The sequence below is a fragment of the Kitasatospora sp. NPDC018619 genome (genome assembly GCF_044391605.1).
Lineage (GTDB): Bacteria > Actinomycetota > Actinomycetes > Streptomycetales > Streptomycetaceae > Kitasatospora.
Genome location: NZ_JBISAI010000001.1, coordinates 605,952 through 619,223, shown reverse-complemented (window position 1 = coordinate 619,223; position 13,272 = coordinate 605,952). Strand labels below are relative to the sequence as shown.

Annotated in this window: 12 protein-coding genes; 1 reads left to right on the top strand and 11 read right to left on the bottom strand. The window is 73.4% G+C overall.

Annotated elements, in window-relative coordinates; translation table 11 throughout:
• Positions 1–25: 25 nt before the first annotated feature.
• From ACH5AR_RS02445 to ACH5AR_RS02400, 10 genes are all read right to left on the bottom strand, one after another.
• Complete coding sequence (locus tag ACH5AR_RS02445; protein ID WP_396299543.1) at positions 26–1,138, bottom strand: YeiH family protein; 1,113 nt, start codon at positions 1,136–1,138, stop codon at positions 26–28.
• A 58-nt stretch (positions 1,139–1,196) separates the two neighbouring features.
• Positions 1,197–1,778: a cysteine dioxygenase gene (locus tag ACH5AR_RS02440; protein ID WP_396299484.1), complete on the bottom strand. Its 582-nt coding sequence runs from the start codon at positions 1,776–1,778 to the stop codon at positions 1,197–1,199.
• A 223-nt stretch (positions 1,779–2,001) separates the two neighbouring features.
• Positions 2,002–2,907: a LysR family transcriptional regulator gene (locus ACH5AR_RS02435; RefSeq protein ID WP_396299542.1), complete on the bottom strand. Its 906-nt coding sequence runs from the start codon at positions 2,905–2,907 to the stop codon at positions 2,002–2,004.
• Between the two features lie 136 nt (positions 2,908–3,043).
• Complete coding sequence (locus ACH5AR_RS02430) at positions 3,044–3,913, bottom strand: amino acid ABC transporter permease (RefSeq protein ID WP_396299483.1); 870 nt, start codon at positions 3,911–3,913, stop codon at positions 3,044–3,046.
• A complete protein-coding gene (locus tag ACH5AR_RS02425) occupies positions 3,910–4,554 on the bottom strand; it encodes an amino acid ABC transporter permease (RefSeq protein WP_396299482.1) in 645 nt (214 codons plus the stop codon). The genes ACH5AR_RS02430 and ACH5AR_RS02425 overlap by 4 nt, the downstream gene beginning before the upstream one ends.
• A 12-nt stretch (positions 4,555–4,566) precedes the next feature.
• Positions 4,567–5,448: a glutamate ABC transporter substrate-binding protein gene (locus ACH5AR_RS02420; protein ID WP_396299541.1), complete on the bottom strand. Its 882-nt coding sequence runs from the start codon at positions 5,446–5,448 to the stop codon at positions 4,567–4,569.
• Between the two features lie 111 nt (positions 5,449–5,559).
• Positions 5,560–6,339: an amino acid ABC transporter ATP-binding protein gene (locus ACH5AR_RS02415; RefSeq protein WP_396299481.1), complete on the bottom strand. Its 780-nt coding sequence runs from the start codon at positions 6,337–6,339 to the stop codon at positions 5,560–5,562.
• Positions 6,336–6,581 (bottom strand): lipopolysaccharide assembly protein LapA domain-containing protein, encoded by a 246-nt coding sequence (locus ACH5AR_RS02410; RefSeq protein WP_396299480.1) that lies wholly within the window; start codon positions 6,579–6,581, stop codon positions 6,336–6,338. Before ACH5AR_RS02410 ends, ACH5AR_RS02415 begins: the two co-directional genes overlap by 4 nt.
• A gap of 122 nt (positions 6,582–6,703) precedes the next feature.
• Positions 6,704–8,476 (bottom strand): ABC transporter ATP-binding protein, encoded by a 1,773-nt coding sequence (locus tag ACH5AR_RS02405; protein ID WP_396299479.1) that lies wholly within the window; start codon positions 8,474–8,476, stop codon positions 6,704–6,706.
• 178 nt (positions 8,477–8,654) lie between these two features.
• A complete protein-coding gene (locus ACH5AR_RS02400) occupies positions 8,655–10,439 on the bottom strand; it encodes an ABC transporter transmembrane domain-containing protein (RefSeq protein WP_396299478.1) in 1,785 nt (594 codons plus the stop codon).
• A gap of 608 nt (positions 10,440–11,047) precedes the next feature.
• On the opposite strand from ACH5AR_RS02400, the gene ACH5AR_RS02395 reads away from it, so the two are divergent.
• Positions 11,048–11,914, top strand: a complete 867-nt coding sequence (locus tag ACH5AR_RS02395) for an aldo/keto reductase (RefSeq protein ID WP_396299477.1) — start codon at positions 11,048–11,050, stop codon at positions 11,912–11,914.
• Positions 11,915–12,080: 166 nt separating this feature from the next.
• Here ACH5AR_RS02395 and ACH5AR_RS02390 read toward each other — a convergent pair whose 3' ends face one another.
• Positions 12,081–12,905 carry a MarR family winged helix-turn-helix transcriptional regulator gene (locus ACH5AR_RS02390; RefSeq protein WP_396299476.1) on the bottom strand — a complete coding sequence of 275 codons (825 nt, stop codon included), beginning with the start codon at positions 12,903–12,905 and terminating at the stop codon, positions 12,081–12,083.
• Positions 12,906–13,272: the final 367 nt, after the last annotated feature.

Genomic DNA, 13,272 nt, shown 5'->3' with positions numbered 1-13,272 from the left:
CTAGCCGAGTCCGCACCCGGCCCCGTCAGGTCGTGACCAGCACACCCGCGTACGAGACGCCGGCGACGACCACCCAGGACCCGAGCCCGAGCAGGGCGATCCGCCCGCCGGTGCGGGCCATGGTCGGCAGGTGCACCGCACTGCCCAGGCCGAACAGCGCGGCGGCCAGCAGCAGTTGCTGGGCGTCCGCGGCCAGCCCGAGCGCCCGCTCGGGCAGTACCCCGGTGGTCCGCAGGACGATCATGGCGAGGAACCCGGCGACGAACAGCGGCACGATCGGCGGCCGGCTGCCGGTCTTCACCGGCTTCTCATCCGACTTCTCCTCCGGCACCCCGCCGGCCGTCCCGCCCGGCACCCCGCCCGGCGTCCCGCCCTGGGCCCCGGCCGCCGGCCCGCCCGAGGCCCCCACCGAAGCCGTCGCCCGCGCCGCCCACAGGTTCCGCCGCACCACCACGGCCACCCCCGCGACCAGCGGCGCCAGCAGCACCACGCGCATCAGCTTGACCAGCACCGCCTCCCGCAGCGCCCCGGCCCCGCCGGTCTGCGCGGTGGCGACGACCTGCCCGACGTCGTGCACGCTCGCCCCCACCCAGCGCCCGAACTCGACCCCGTCGAGCCCGAGCGGGTGCTGGAGCAGCGGCAGTACGGCGATCGCCAGCGTCCCGCACAGAGTGACCAGCGCCACCGAGGCCGCGACGTCCTCCTCCTCGCTGCCCGCGGCCTGGCTGACCGCGCCGATCGCCGAGGCCCCGCAGATCGAGTACCCGGTGGCGACCAGCAGCGGCTGGTCCCCGGGCAGGCCGAGCCGCCGGCCCAGCCACAGGGTGCCCGCGAAGGTCGCCGCGACCACCGCCAGCACCATGGCGACGGTGGCCCAGCCGAGGCCGAGCACGTCGTCCAGGGAGAGCTTGAGCCCGAGCAGGACGATCCCGAGCCGCATCAGCCGCTTCCCGGCCGTGGAGAGCCCGGGCCGGGCGATCCCGCGGACCACCGGGCGCAGCCCGGGCAGGTGCGCCACCAGCATGCCGAGCACGACGGCGGCGGTGAGCTCGGGCACGGCGGGCACCAGCGCGTGGATGCCCAGCGCGGCGGCCACCCCGAGGGCCGCGAGCAGCAGCCCGGGGGCGTCCCCGCGCATCGGGGGCAGCGAGCGGGTGCGGACGGCGCGCTGCCGGAGGGTCAGTGCCACGCCGCCCTCACTGCTGCCCGTCGGCGGGCAGCCGGTAGACCCGCCGGATGCTGGTGCCGAGTCGCGAGACGTCCGCGCCGTAGACGTGGATGGAGATCGCGGTGCTGCTACAGGAGTTGCGCACGAGGTGGATGTCGCCGGGCGGGGCGAAGGCGGCCACGGTGCCGGCCGGGCCGGCCACGTGCTCGGTCTCGACCAGCCGGGAGCGGGCGCCGTCGGAGACCAGCCGGTAGCGGGTCTCGCTCTCCTGCCCCTGGTGGACGCCGGCCACGCACCAGGAGACGTGGTCGTGGATCGGGGTCTGCTGCCCCGGCAGCCAGACCAGGGCGACGACGGAGAAGCTGCCGTCCTCCTCGGCGTGCAGGACGTGCTGGCGGTAGCGCTGCGGGTCGCCTTCGCGGTGGGCGGGCGCGAGCAGCGCGTCGGGCCCGTCCGAGTCGGCGAGCAGGTGCGGGGCGAGGCGCTCGCCGACCAGGTAGGCGGTGAGCTCCGGGGGGAGCCCGCGGTCCACGACGGCGCGGATCTCACTGATCAGCGCGGTCATCCGCTCGGTGAGCCGGTCAGTGCCGACCGTGGCTGAGGGTGTCATGCCAGTATGTTCGAAGCCCCGGACCTATCACGTCCAAGGAGGGATTGTAAGGAACCTCCCCATTAACGCTTATAGGTCGCGATGCATCAGCCCTCGCCGCCGCCCGACGGCCCAGCGGCCCCGCCGCCCGGCGGCTCAGCAGCCCAGCGGCCCCACCGCACGCCCCGCCGCCCGGCGGCTCAGCAGCCCAGCGGCCCCACCGCACGCCCGGCCGCCCGGCGGCTCAGCAGCCGACCCGACTCGCCGCCGCCTGCCGGAGGTGGTCCAGCACCAGCCCGGTGGCCGGGATCCGCCGGTGCTCGCGCAGCACGTACGCACTCACCTGCCGCCGCAGGTGCGGCTCGACGGCCCGCCCGGTGACTTTGCGGTGGCACATGAAGGACAGCACCAGGGCGGGCATCAGCGCGATCCCGACCCCGGCCGCGACGAGCGACTGCACCGCGAGGTTGTCGTCGGTGGAGAACACGATGTCCGGCGCGAAGCCCTCGTCCGCGCAGACGTGCAGCAGGTTGGCCCGGCAGCGCGGACAGCCCGCGATCCAGCGCTCGCCGGCGAGGTCGGCCAGCCGTACGGCGTGCCGGCGCCCGAGCTGGTGCCCGACCGGCAGCAGCACCGTGAGCAGGTCCTCCATCAGCGGGATCTCGTCCACGCCCTCCGGCACCTCGGTGGCCCCGCCCGGATAGCGGAAGGCCAGCGCGATGTCGCACTCCCCGCGCAGCAGCCGCTGGACGGAGTCCGGCGGCTCGGCCTCCAGCAGTTCGACCCGCACCGCGGGGTGCTCGGCCAGCAGCCGGGCCATCGTCTCGGGTATCAGGGTGGCGTTGGCGCTGGGGAAGGCGCAGACCCGCACCCGCCCGGCGCGCAGCCGGGCCAGCGCGGCGAGCTGCTGCTGGGCGGCGGACATGCTGCCGAGGATCAGCTCGGCGTGCCGGGAGAGCGCCTCGCCGGCCTCGGTGAGCCGCAGTCCGCGCCCCGCCCGGGTGAAGAGCGGGACGCCGACGGTGCGTTCGAGCGCCTTCATCTGCTGGGTGATGGCCGGCTGGGTGTAGCCCAGCTCGCGGGCGGCCGCCGAGTAGGAGCCGGCTCGGACGACCTCGTGGAACGTCCTGATGTGCCGCGAGTCGAACACCGGCTCCATGATCCCTCCCACTCGTCCGTCCACCGGGCGCCCGAGAATCATAAGAGGAATTTGGAGGTAGCGACCCCGACCCCACCCGCACCTATGGTTCAGCCTCGAACCAACGCCCACACCCGCCGGGCCAGCCTCACCGCTGCGCCGAGGGCGGCAGGCCCATCGACACCCCGGCCTTGACCACCGGCGCCCCACCGCGCACGCTCGGGCTGCGCCGGCTGCGCCGCTCCACGAAGCGGGCGAGCCAGGAGAGCAGCAGACACATCCCGATGTAGATCGGCGCGATCACCATCACCACCGGGATGAACGGCAGGTCGTAGTCGAGGTTGGTGGCGATCAGCTTGCCCGCGTGCAGGAACTCCTCGAAGGTGATCAGGAAGCCCAGCGAGGTGTCCTTGAGCGCGACCACCAGCTGGCTGATGATGGCCGGCAGCATCGCCCGGTTGGCCTGCGGCACCAGGACGTACGTCATCACCTGCGTCTTGCGCATCCCCAGCGCGAAGGCCGCCTCCCGCTGCCCCTTGGGCACCGCGAGCACGCCGGCCCGGAACACCTCGGCCAGCACCGAGCCGTTGTAGAGCACCAGCCCGGCCACCAGGGCCCAGAGCGGCTGCACCTTGAGCGCGACGAACACGAAGAAGATCATCACCAGCAGCGGCATGGCCCGGAAGAACTCCACCACCAGCGTCGCGAACCAGCGCACCACCCGGTGGTCGGAGAGCCGCCCGGCGGCGAACAGCGCACCGAACGGCAGCGCGAACAGCACCGTCCACCCGAAGGCCTGAAGGGTGTTGCCGAGCCCGCGCAGCAGCAGGTCCTGCACGCCCCGGTACTCGAAGGGCCGCCACTTGGCGGCCGTGAACTGGTGCGTGTGGAAGAGCATGTAGACCACCCAGCCGACCAGCGCCGCGATCAGCAGCAGCGCGATCCCGCCGTACAGCCGGTGCCGGGCGAGGGCCTTCGGGCCGGGGATGTCGTACAGGGCCGAGGTTTCCGCCGTCATCGGGACACCGCCACTCGTCGTTCCAGCAGGTTGAAGACGGCGCTGATGGCCAGGGTGATGACCAGGTAGCCGACCGCGATCCAGACGAAGGTCCAGACGATGCTGTAGCCCAGCTCGTTGATGGTCCGGTAGGTGCCCAGCAGTTCGGTGACGCTGAACGAACCGGCGATCGCCGAGTTCTTCGCCAGTGCGATCATCACGCTGCCGAGCGGTGCCACCACCGAGCGGTACGCCTGCGGCAGCACCACCAGGCCCATCGTCTGCCCGAAGCTCATGCCGAGGCTGCGGGCCGCCTCGCCCTGCCCGGTCGGCACCGTGTTGATGCCGGACCGCATAGCCTCGCAGACGAAGGCCGAGGTGTAGCAGCCCAGGGCGAGCACCGCGAAGGCGTAGAAGGGCAGGGTGACGTCGAACCGGGGCAGGCCGAGCACCACGATGAAGAACAGCAGGGTCAGCGGCGTGTTGCGCAGCACCGTCACCCACAGCGTGCCGAACACCCGCAGCGGCCTCACCGGCGAGACCCGGAAGCCCGCGATCACCACGCCCAGCACCAGCGACAGCACGGCGCTCACCGCGAACAGCGAGAGCGTCCCGAGGAACCCCTCCCAGTAGGTCGACCAGTTGTCGGTCAGCGTTTTCACGGCGCGGCCCTCTCAGTACCGGTCGATCTGCGGCGGGTTGGGCGCCGGCTCCCCGGAGAGGCCGAGAGTCGCCTCGAACGCCCTGCGCCAGTCGCCGTTCCGGATGTGGTGCTCGAGCGCGTCGTCGATCGCACCGCGCAGCACGGTGTCGTTCTTCGGCACCCCGATCCCGTACGGCTCGGTGGAGAACAGCGGGCCGACCACCTTGAGCTCGTCCGGCACCTTGGCCGCGTAGCCCAGCAGGATCGCGTTGTCCGTGGTCACCGCGTCGACCTGGTCGGTGATCAGGTTGTCCACGCAGGCCGAGTAGGTGTCGTAACCGATCAGCTTGGCCTTCGGGTACTTCGCCTGGATGCGCTGGTACGGCGTCGAACCGGCCGCCGAACAGACCTTCCTGCCGTCCAGGTCCTCGGGGCCGTGGATGGTGGTGTTGTTCTTGCGCACCAGCAGCGACTGCCCGGCGATGAAGTACGGGCCGGCGAAGCCGACCAGCTTCTTGCGGTTCTCGTTGATGGTGTAGGTGCCGACGTAGTAGTCCACCTGGCCGTTCTGCAGCGCGGTCTCCCGGTTGGCCGAGGCGATCGTCCTGAACTGGATGCGGTCCGGCGGGAAGCCCAGGGAGGCGCCGACCATCTTGGCGATCTCGATGTCGAAGCCGGAGTACACGCCGGTGGCCGGGTTCTTCTGGCCCAGGTACGGCTGGTCCTCCTTGGCGCCGACCACCAGGTGGCCCCGGCCGCGGGCGGCGTCCAGGGTCGGCGAGCCGGTGATCGCGGAGGCGTCCTGCACCTGGTAGGTGGGCAGGGCGCTGGGTTGCGGGCCCTTGGGCGGCGGGGTGCCGGGCTTGCCGCAGCCCGCCACCAGCGCGGTGAGCAGCAGAGCGGCGGCGAGCAGCCGCCCGCCCGCCCGCGCCGCGGTCCCGCCCGCGGGCTTCGCCGCCCGCGCCGCCCCGGAGGCCGTCCCGGGCCCCGCCACCGGCGTCGTCTCACGGTTCACGGCGCCGCCTCAGTGCTTCAGGATCTTGGACAGGAAGTCCCGGGCGCGCTCGCTCTCGGGAGCGCTGAAGAAGTCCTCCGGGGCGCGGTCCTCGACGATCCGGCCGTCGGCCATGAACACCACCCGGTTCGCGGAGGCCCTGGCGAAGCCCATCTCGTGGGTGACCACGACCATCGTCATGCCCTCGCTCGCGAGCTGCCGCATGACGTCCAGCACCTCGTTGATCATCTCGGGGTCGAGCGCCGAGGTGGGCTCGTCGAACAGCAGCGCCTTGGGCTCCATCGCCAGCGCGCGGGCGATCGCGACCCGCTGCTGCTGCCCGCCGGAGAGCTGCGCCGGGTACTTGCCGGCCTGGTCGGCGAGGCCCACCCGCTCCAGCAGCGCGCGGGACTTGGCGTCCGCCTCCGCCTTGGCCCGGCCCCGGACCTTGACCTGGGCGAGCGAGACGTTCTGCAGCACGGTCTTGTGCGCGAACAGGTTGAAGGACTGGAACACCATGCCGACCTCGGCGCGCAGCTTCGCCAGGCCCTTGCCCTCGGCGGGCAGCGGCTGCCCGTCGATCAGGATGGTGCCGTTCTCGATCGGCTCCAGCCGGTTGATCGCCCTGCAGAGGGTGGACTTGCCCGAGCCGGACGGCCCGATGACCACGACGACCTCGCCGCGCCCCACCGTCAGTTCGATGTCCCGCAGGACGTGCAGGTCCCCGAAGTGCTTGTTGACACCGCGCAGCTCGATCAGCGGGACGAAGGCCTGGGCGCCGACGGAAGCCGGCCCGGAGGCTGCGGTCACCGGTCGCGCCGTCCCTTCAGCAGCCAGCCCAGCACCACGCCCGCGACCAGCGTGGCCAGCAGCGCGATCCAGAGCGGCGCGGTGACGGTGAAGACCCAGAACTGGATCCTGACCTTGTCGAGGTTGGCGAACAGGAACCACACCGCGAGGACGACGATGGCGGCGATCCCGAGGTAGCGCGTGGGAATCCCGCCGATCTCACCGCGCGGGGAGCGGGACGAGCCGTCTGAAATCTTGGTCACCGGAGCAGTCTGCGGGGCGGGCGGACGATTTGCCCGGTTACGCGCCCTTCCGGGCCAGGGAGTAACCCGTACGGGGCAATCCTGCCCCGTACGGGTTTGAGCTCCCGCCGCCCGGACGGCCGCTACCGCTCGTCGCGCCAGGACCGCCAGAGCGCCGCGTACGGACCACCCGCCGCGACCAGCTCCGGGTGGCTGCCGTACTCGCTGATCCGCCCGCCCTCGACCACCGCGATCACGTCCGCGTCGTGCGCGGTGTGCAGCCGGTGGGCGATGGCGATGACCGTCCGGCCCTCCAGCACCCGGGAGAGCGAGCGCTCCAGGTGGCGGGCGGCCCGCGGGTCCAGGAGGGAGGTGGCCTCGTCCAGCACCAGGGTGTGCGGATCGGCCAGCACCAGCCGGGCCAGCGCCAGCTGCTGGGCCTGCGGCGGGGTCAGCGCGGTGCCGCCGGAGCCGACCTCGGTGTCCAGGCCCTCCGGCAGGGCGTCCACCCAGGCCCCGGCGTCCACCGCGTCCAGTGCGGCCCGCAGCCCGGTGTCGTCCGCCTCGGGGGCGGCCAGCCGCAGGTTGTCCCGCAGGGTGCCGACGAAGACGTGGTGCTCCTGGTTCACCAGGGCGACCTCCGAGCGCACCCGCTCGGCCGGCATCCGTGCCAGCGCCGCACCGCCGAGCGTCACGCTGCCGCGGCCGGGAGCGTAGATGCCCGCCAGCAGCCGGCCCAGGGTGGACTTGCCCGCGCCCGACGGCCCGACCAGCGCGACCCGGCTGCCCGGGGCGACGTCCAGGCTGATCCCGTGCAGGACGTCGGCGCCCTCCCGGTAGCCGAACCGGACGTCCTTGGCCTCGACCCGCCGGCCGTCCGGCCGCGCGGACTCGTCCCCCTCGTGCTCGGGGACCTCGCGCACCCCGACCAGCCGGGCCAGCGAGGCCTGGCCGATCTGGAGCTCGTCGTACCAGCGCAGGATCAGGTCCACCGGGCCGGTCAGCATCTGCGCGTAGAGCACACCGGTGGTCAACTGGCCCACGGTGATCCAGCCCTGGATGGTGAACAGCCCGCCGAGCACCAGGGTGGCGAGCACCGCCGAGGTGTAGACGGCGTCGATGGTCGGGAACCAGACCGAGCGCAGCCACAGGGTGTACCGCTCCCAGGCCAGCCACTCCCCCAGTTTGCGGTCGGTCAGCCGGACCCGCTGGTCGCCCAGCCGCAGCGCCTCGACCGTCCGCCCGGCGTCGACCGTCTCGGCCAGCACGTTGCTGACCGCCGCGTACCCGGCCGACTCGCTGCGGTAGGACTGCGGCGCGCGCCGGAAGTACCAGCGGGAGCTGACCAGCAGCAGCGGCAGCCCGACCAGCGAGGTCAGCGCGAGCAGCGGCGAGGTGACCAGCAGGGCGCCCAGCACCAGCAGCAACGACACGACGGCGACGGCGAGTTCGGGCACCGCCTCGCGGACCGACTTGTCCAGCCGGTCGACGTCGGTGGTGCCCCGGGAGACCAGGTCCCCGGTGCCGGCCCGCTCCAGCACGCCCGTCGGCAGGCCCACCGAGCGGACCAGGAAGTCCTCGCGCAGGTCGGCCAGCACCCGCTCGCCGAGCACCGCACCGCGCATCCGGGACCAGCCGGTGAAGGCCGCCTGCGCCACCAGTGCCAGCAGGTACCAGGCGACCGCCACCGCGATGGTCGATCCGGCGGTGCCGGTGGCCAGCGACTCGACCAGGCGGCCGAGCACCCAGGGCCCGACCAGCCCGGCCACCGTGGCCGTCGAGTGCAGCGCGACCACCGCGGAGAACCCGGCACGGTGCCGCCGCGCGAGCAGCAGCAGGTACTCGCGCACGGCGGCCGGGGAGCCGACCGGCAGGGTGGTGGCCGGCCCCTGCTCCTCCTGGACGGGGGGCTTCATGACGTACTCCTCGCGTGTGTGGCAGGGAAGTTGGCGGCGGTTATCAGGCCTGCGGACGTCAGGCCCGCGGACTTCAGGCCCGCGGACGTCAGGCCCGCGGACCACGGGCCTACGGGCCCCGGGCGGGCGGTCCTCATGACGGCGGTCCTCATGACGGCAGCCCTCACGGCGGCGGTCCTCATACGGCCCCACCCACCGGACGGGCCGCCTCCTCGTCGCGGGTGACCACGGCCCGGTAGGCCGGCTCCGACCGCATCAGCTCGCGGTGCCGCCCGGCCGCGACGACCCGCCCGTCCCGCAGCAGCACCACCCGGTCCGCCTGGTCGAGCAGCAGCGGACTGGTCGCGAACACCACGGTGGTGCGGCCCGCCCTGGTCTCGCGCAGCCCGGCGGCGATCCTCGACTCGGTGTGGGCGTCCACCGCGCTGGTGGGCTCGTCCAGCACCAGCACCGGCGGGTCCGCCAGCAGGGCGCGGGCCAGCGCGAGCCGCTGGCGCTGCCCGCCCGAGAGCGAGCGCCCGCGCTCGGTGATCCGGGCGCGCATCGGGTCTCCCCCGCACTCCGGCGAGCCCTCCACCAGGGCCTCCAGCACGTCCTCGCACCGGGCCGCCGCCAGGGCCGCGGCGGCCGGCACCCGCCCCGAGGACGGGATGTCGAACAGCTCGGCCAGCGTGCCGGAGAGCAGCACCGGCTCCTTGTCGTGGACCAGCACCGCCGCCCTGGCCTCGGCCAGCGGCACCGCGTCCAGCTCCGTGCCGCCGAGCCGCGCAGAGGGCCGGGCGCGCTCGCCCTCGGCCAGCGGGACGTGGCCGCCGAGCCGCTCGGCCAGCGCCCCGGCGTGGTCCGGATCCCCGCAGACCACGGCGGTCAGGTCGCCGGCCCGTGCCGTCAGCCCGCTCGCCGGGTCGTACAGGTCGGCCTTGTCCGGCCTGGCCAGCCCGGCAGGCGCGGCCGACGCGGCGCCGGCCGTCCGCTCCAGCGAGAGCACCCGGACGGCCCGCCCGGCCGAGACCCTGGCCACGCTCCAGGCGTGCGCCGCCTCGCCCAGGACCCGCAGCGGAGCGGCCAGGAAGGCCGTCGCGCCGTACACCGCGATCAGGGTGCCGACGGCGAGCTCGCCGTCCGCCACCAGCCGGGCGCCGTACCAGGTGACACCGACCACGAACAGGCCGGGCAGCAGCACCTGCTGCGCCTGCATCAACGACCAGATCCGGGCCGAGCGGACGGCCGCCGCCCGGACCTTCTGGGAGGCGGCCCGGTACCGCTCCAGGAACAGCTCCTCGCCGCCGATGCCGCGCAGCACCCGCAGCCCCGCGACCGTGTCGGCCGCCAGCTCGCCGGCCTTGCCGCCGAGGGACCGCTGCTCCTCGTAGCGCCGCTCGAACGGCCCGATCAGCGGCCAGACGGAGGCCGCCAGCACCGGAACGCCGAGCAGCACCCCGACCCCGAGTACCGGGTCGACCACCAGCACCACCGCGCTGACGGCCAGCCAGACCACCACCGCGGAGCGGACCCGGGCGACCAGCTCGACGTACCAGCCGATCCGCTCGACGTCCCCGCTGCCGACCGCGACGACCTCGCCGGTGGCGATCCGGCGGGACAGCCCGGCCCCGAGGTCCGAGGCCTGCCGGGCCACCAACTGCCGTACGTGGGTCGCCGCGTGGATCCAGTTCCAGACCGCCTGACGGTGTGCCAGCACGGTACCGGCCGCGGCGCCCGCGCCCAGCAGCAGCAGGAGCCCGCCGGAGCGCCAGAGCCGGCCGGCGTCGCCGTCCACGGCGGCCTGCACGCCGAACCCGAGCGGCACCGGCAGGGCGGCCTGGCACCCCATCTCGATCAGCGTCCAGACGGTGGCGAGCAGTTGCCCGCGCCGCTGGCTGCGCTGGAGCCAGCGCAGGAAGGCCAGGGGCGAGGAGAGGTCGGGCCGGCCTGGGTCGGCCAGCGGCAGGGGGGTGAGCAGCATGACACTCCGATACGAGCGGTGCGCGCGTGCGGGCACGGGCGCACGGGGTGCGGGGGAGCTACAGGGGCACGGGGCGCGCGGAACGCCGCGGTGACGTGCGCGCGGCACGGACGGCAGCGGACGGCAGCCGGGCGGCAGCCGGGCAGCAGCCGCCCCGGGCCGGCGGGCGGAGGATGCGCTGCGCGGCGGCACGGCGGCCCGCGCGGCATCGTGGACGCGTCCGGAGCGGAGACCGGACGGAGACGGAACGGGCACGAAGGGCCCGGAAGTCAGGAGGTCATGGCCGCGAGCCTGCCAACCTCGCTGTGATCCGCGCAACAGGTTTTTCCCCGCGCTCCGCACCCCCCGCGCCCGGCCCGCCGGCGACCGGGCCCGCACTCCCCCTACGCGCCCCCGGCGTACGCCCCCAGCGCCCGCCCGCACCTTCTCCTCGGACCCCCCGCACCTGACCCCACCTGGGCTTTTCCGTCCCGCTACGGGCCGACCGGGGCCTCGGCCAAACCCCCGCAAAGCTTCACCCAAGATTCGCCCGTTCGGCGGGAACAATCACACCGGGACACCAGTTGCCCCCACTGGAACCACAGGACAATCAGGAGGGCACCGCTTCCGTGAGCACCATCCCCACCGTCACCCTCAACGACGGCGCGCAGATCCCGCAGCTCGGATTCGGCGTGTGGCAGGTCCCGGACGCCGAGGCCACCCCCGCCGTCCGCACCGCGATCGAGGCGGGCTACCGCTCCATCGACACCGCGGCCGTCTACGAGAACGAGGCCGGCACCGGTGCGGCCATCGCCGAGGCGCTGGCGGGCGGCGTGGCCCGCGAGGACCTGTACGTCACCACCAAGCTGTGGAACTCGGGCACCCGCGACTGGTCCGGCCCGCAGGGCCGCGACGCGGTGCTGCGCGAGTTCGACGCCTCGCTGGCCAAGCTCGGCCTCGACCGCCTCGACCTGTACCTGATCCACTGGCCGCGCCCGATGCGCGGCGACAGCTACCTGAACATCTGGAAGGCCTTCGAGCAGCTGAAGGCGGACGGCCGGGTCACCTCGATCGGCGTCTCCAACTTCGGCGCCGAGCAGCTGACCCGCCTGCTGGACGAGGCCTCCGTCGCCCCGGCCCTGAACCAGGTCGAGCTGCACCCGTACTTCCCGCAGACGGAGCTGCGCGCGTTCCACGCCGAGCACGGCATCGCCACCGAGGCCTGGAGCCCGCTGGGCCAGGGCGGGGAGCTGCTCGCCGAGCCCGCGCTGGTGAGGATCGCCGAGAAGCACGGCCGGACGGTCGCGCAGGTGGTGCTGCGCTGGCACCTCCAGAGCGGCGTGATCGCCATCCCGAAGTCCGTCACCCCGTCGCGGATCCGCGAGAACCTGGACGTCACCGGCTTCGAGCTGGACGCCGAGGACCTCGCGGCGATCGCCGCCGTGGCCACCGGCAAGCGGATCGGCCCCGACCCGCAGGAGTTCGACTGGAACTGACGCGGACCCCGGGCCTCCCGGGCCTGCGAACCGCCTGACGGCCGTCGCACGGAGACCGCCCGCACCCTACGGGAGCGGGCGGCCTCCGGCGTACCCCGATGCGCCAAAGCCCATGGGCCCTCAGCATTTTGGCGAATCGTTTTGGCTACTGCGGCGAACTCTTGACCTAGAGCCTGGCCGCCTTCGCGATGAGCGCGAGCGCGGCCTCGTGCTCGTCCTCCTCCAGCGGCGCCAGCAGCAGCCGCTGGACCTCGGCCACCCCGGCGGCCGAGCGGTGCAGCAGGTCCTGCCCCGCCGGTGAGAGCGAGAGCAGGTTGCGCCGTCCGTCCGAGGGGTCGCGCCGGCGCTGCACCAGACCTCGGCGCACCAGCCGGCTGACCATCTCGGCCATCGTGGCCTTGTCCAGCGAGGCGAGCTCGCCGACCGTGCGCTGGTCGGCGCCCGGTTCCAGCTCCAGCGCGTCCAGCACCGCGTACTGCGGAGCCGTCAGCTCGGCGCCCACGTGCTCCGACCAGAGCTTGGTGTGCACCTGCTGGCTCACCCTGATCAGGTAGCCGATCGCCCGCTGGGCGTCCAGTATCGGCCGCGCGTCCGTGATGACGGCGACCGCCGCGGGCTCCAGCCTGGCTATCTTGGCCATCACCCGGACGATCTCGACCTGTTCCTCCGCGGTGAGCGGCTCGAACAGGACGCGTTGTACGCGGACCACACCGCCGGTGGCCTCGCGCACCGCCTGGGCGCCGCCCTGCGAGAGGGCCAGCAGCTTGCGCCGGCCGTCGGCCGGGTCGCGCCTGCGCAGCACCAGGCCGCGGCGGACCAGCCGCGCGACCATCTCCGCCATCGTGGCCTTGTCGAGCGAGGCCCGCTCGCCGACCGTCCGCTGGTCCGCACCCGGCTCCAAGGCCAGGACCAGCAGCACGGCGAACTGCGGAGCCGTGAGATCGGCTCCGACGTGTTCGGACCACAAGCGGGTGTGAACCTGCTGTGCCACGCGAATGAGGTGTCCGGGCGACTGCTGAAGTCGCGCGGACACGCGGGTTGTCGGGATCTCCCCCAGCACCATGTATCCGTCCCGATGTCACACCCGGTGTGTGTGGGACACCCGGGTGGGGCAGTAACGGCGAGTGGGCGTCCAGCTATGAGGGAGGGCGCTCCAGCCGTGCAGCCGGTGGCTGCTGGCGGACACTATACAAACGGCGGGCCCTTGCTGGCAGGCAGGGGCGGATAGTAGACGCAGGTTCGGCAACATTGGCATATTTACTGGCTGCGAAGGCCTTGCAGTAACCCGTTCTCAGCAGAAAGCCGACCGGTCGGTCCTTACCGACCGTCACCTGCGTCTCTCCACCCTGGCCGCCACA

Coding starts and splice junctions, on each gene's coding strand:
- ACH5AR_RS02430 (WP_396299483.1), bottom strand. CDS start 3,913: ATGACGGCGGAAACCTCGGCCCTGTACGACATCCCCGGCCCGAAGGCC.
- ACH5AR_RS02400 (WP_396299478.1), bottom strand. CDS start 10,439: ATGCTGCTCACCCCCCTGCCGCTGGCCGACCCAGGCCGGCCCGACCTC.
- ACH5AR_RS02445 (WP_396299543.1), bottom strand. CDS start 1,138: ATGCGCGGGGACGCCCCCGGGCTGCTGCTCGCGGCCCTCGGGGTGGCC.
- ACH5AR_RS02440 (WP_396299484.1), bottom strand. CDS start 1,778: ATGACACCCTCAGCCACGGTCGGCACTGACCGGCTCACCGAGCGGATG.
- ACH5AR_RS02405 (WP_396299479.1), bottom strand. CDS start 8,476: ATGAAGCCCCCCGTCCAGGAGGAGCAGGGGCCGGCCACCACCCTGCCG.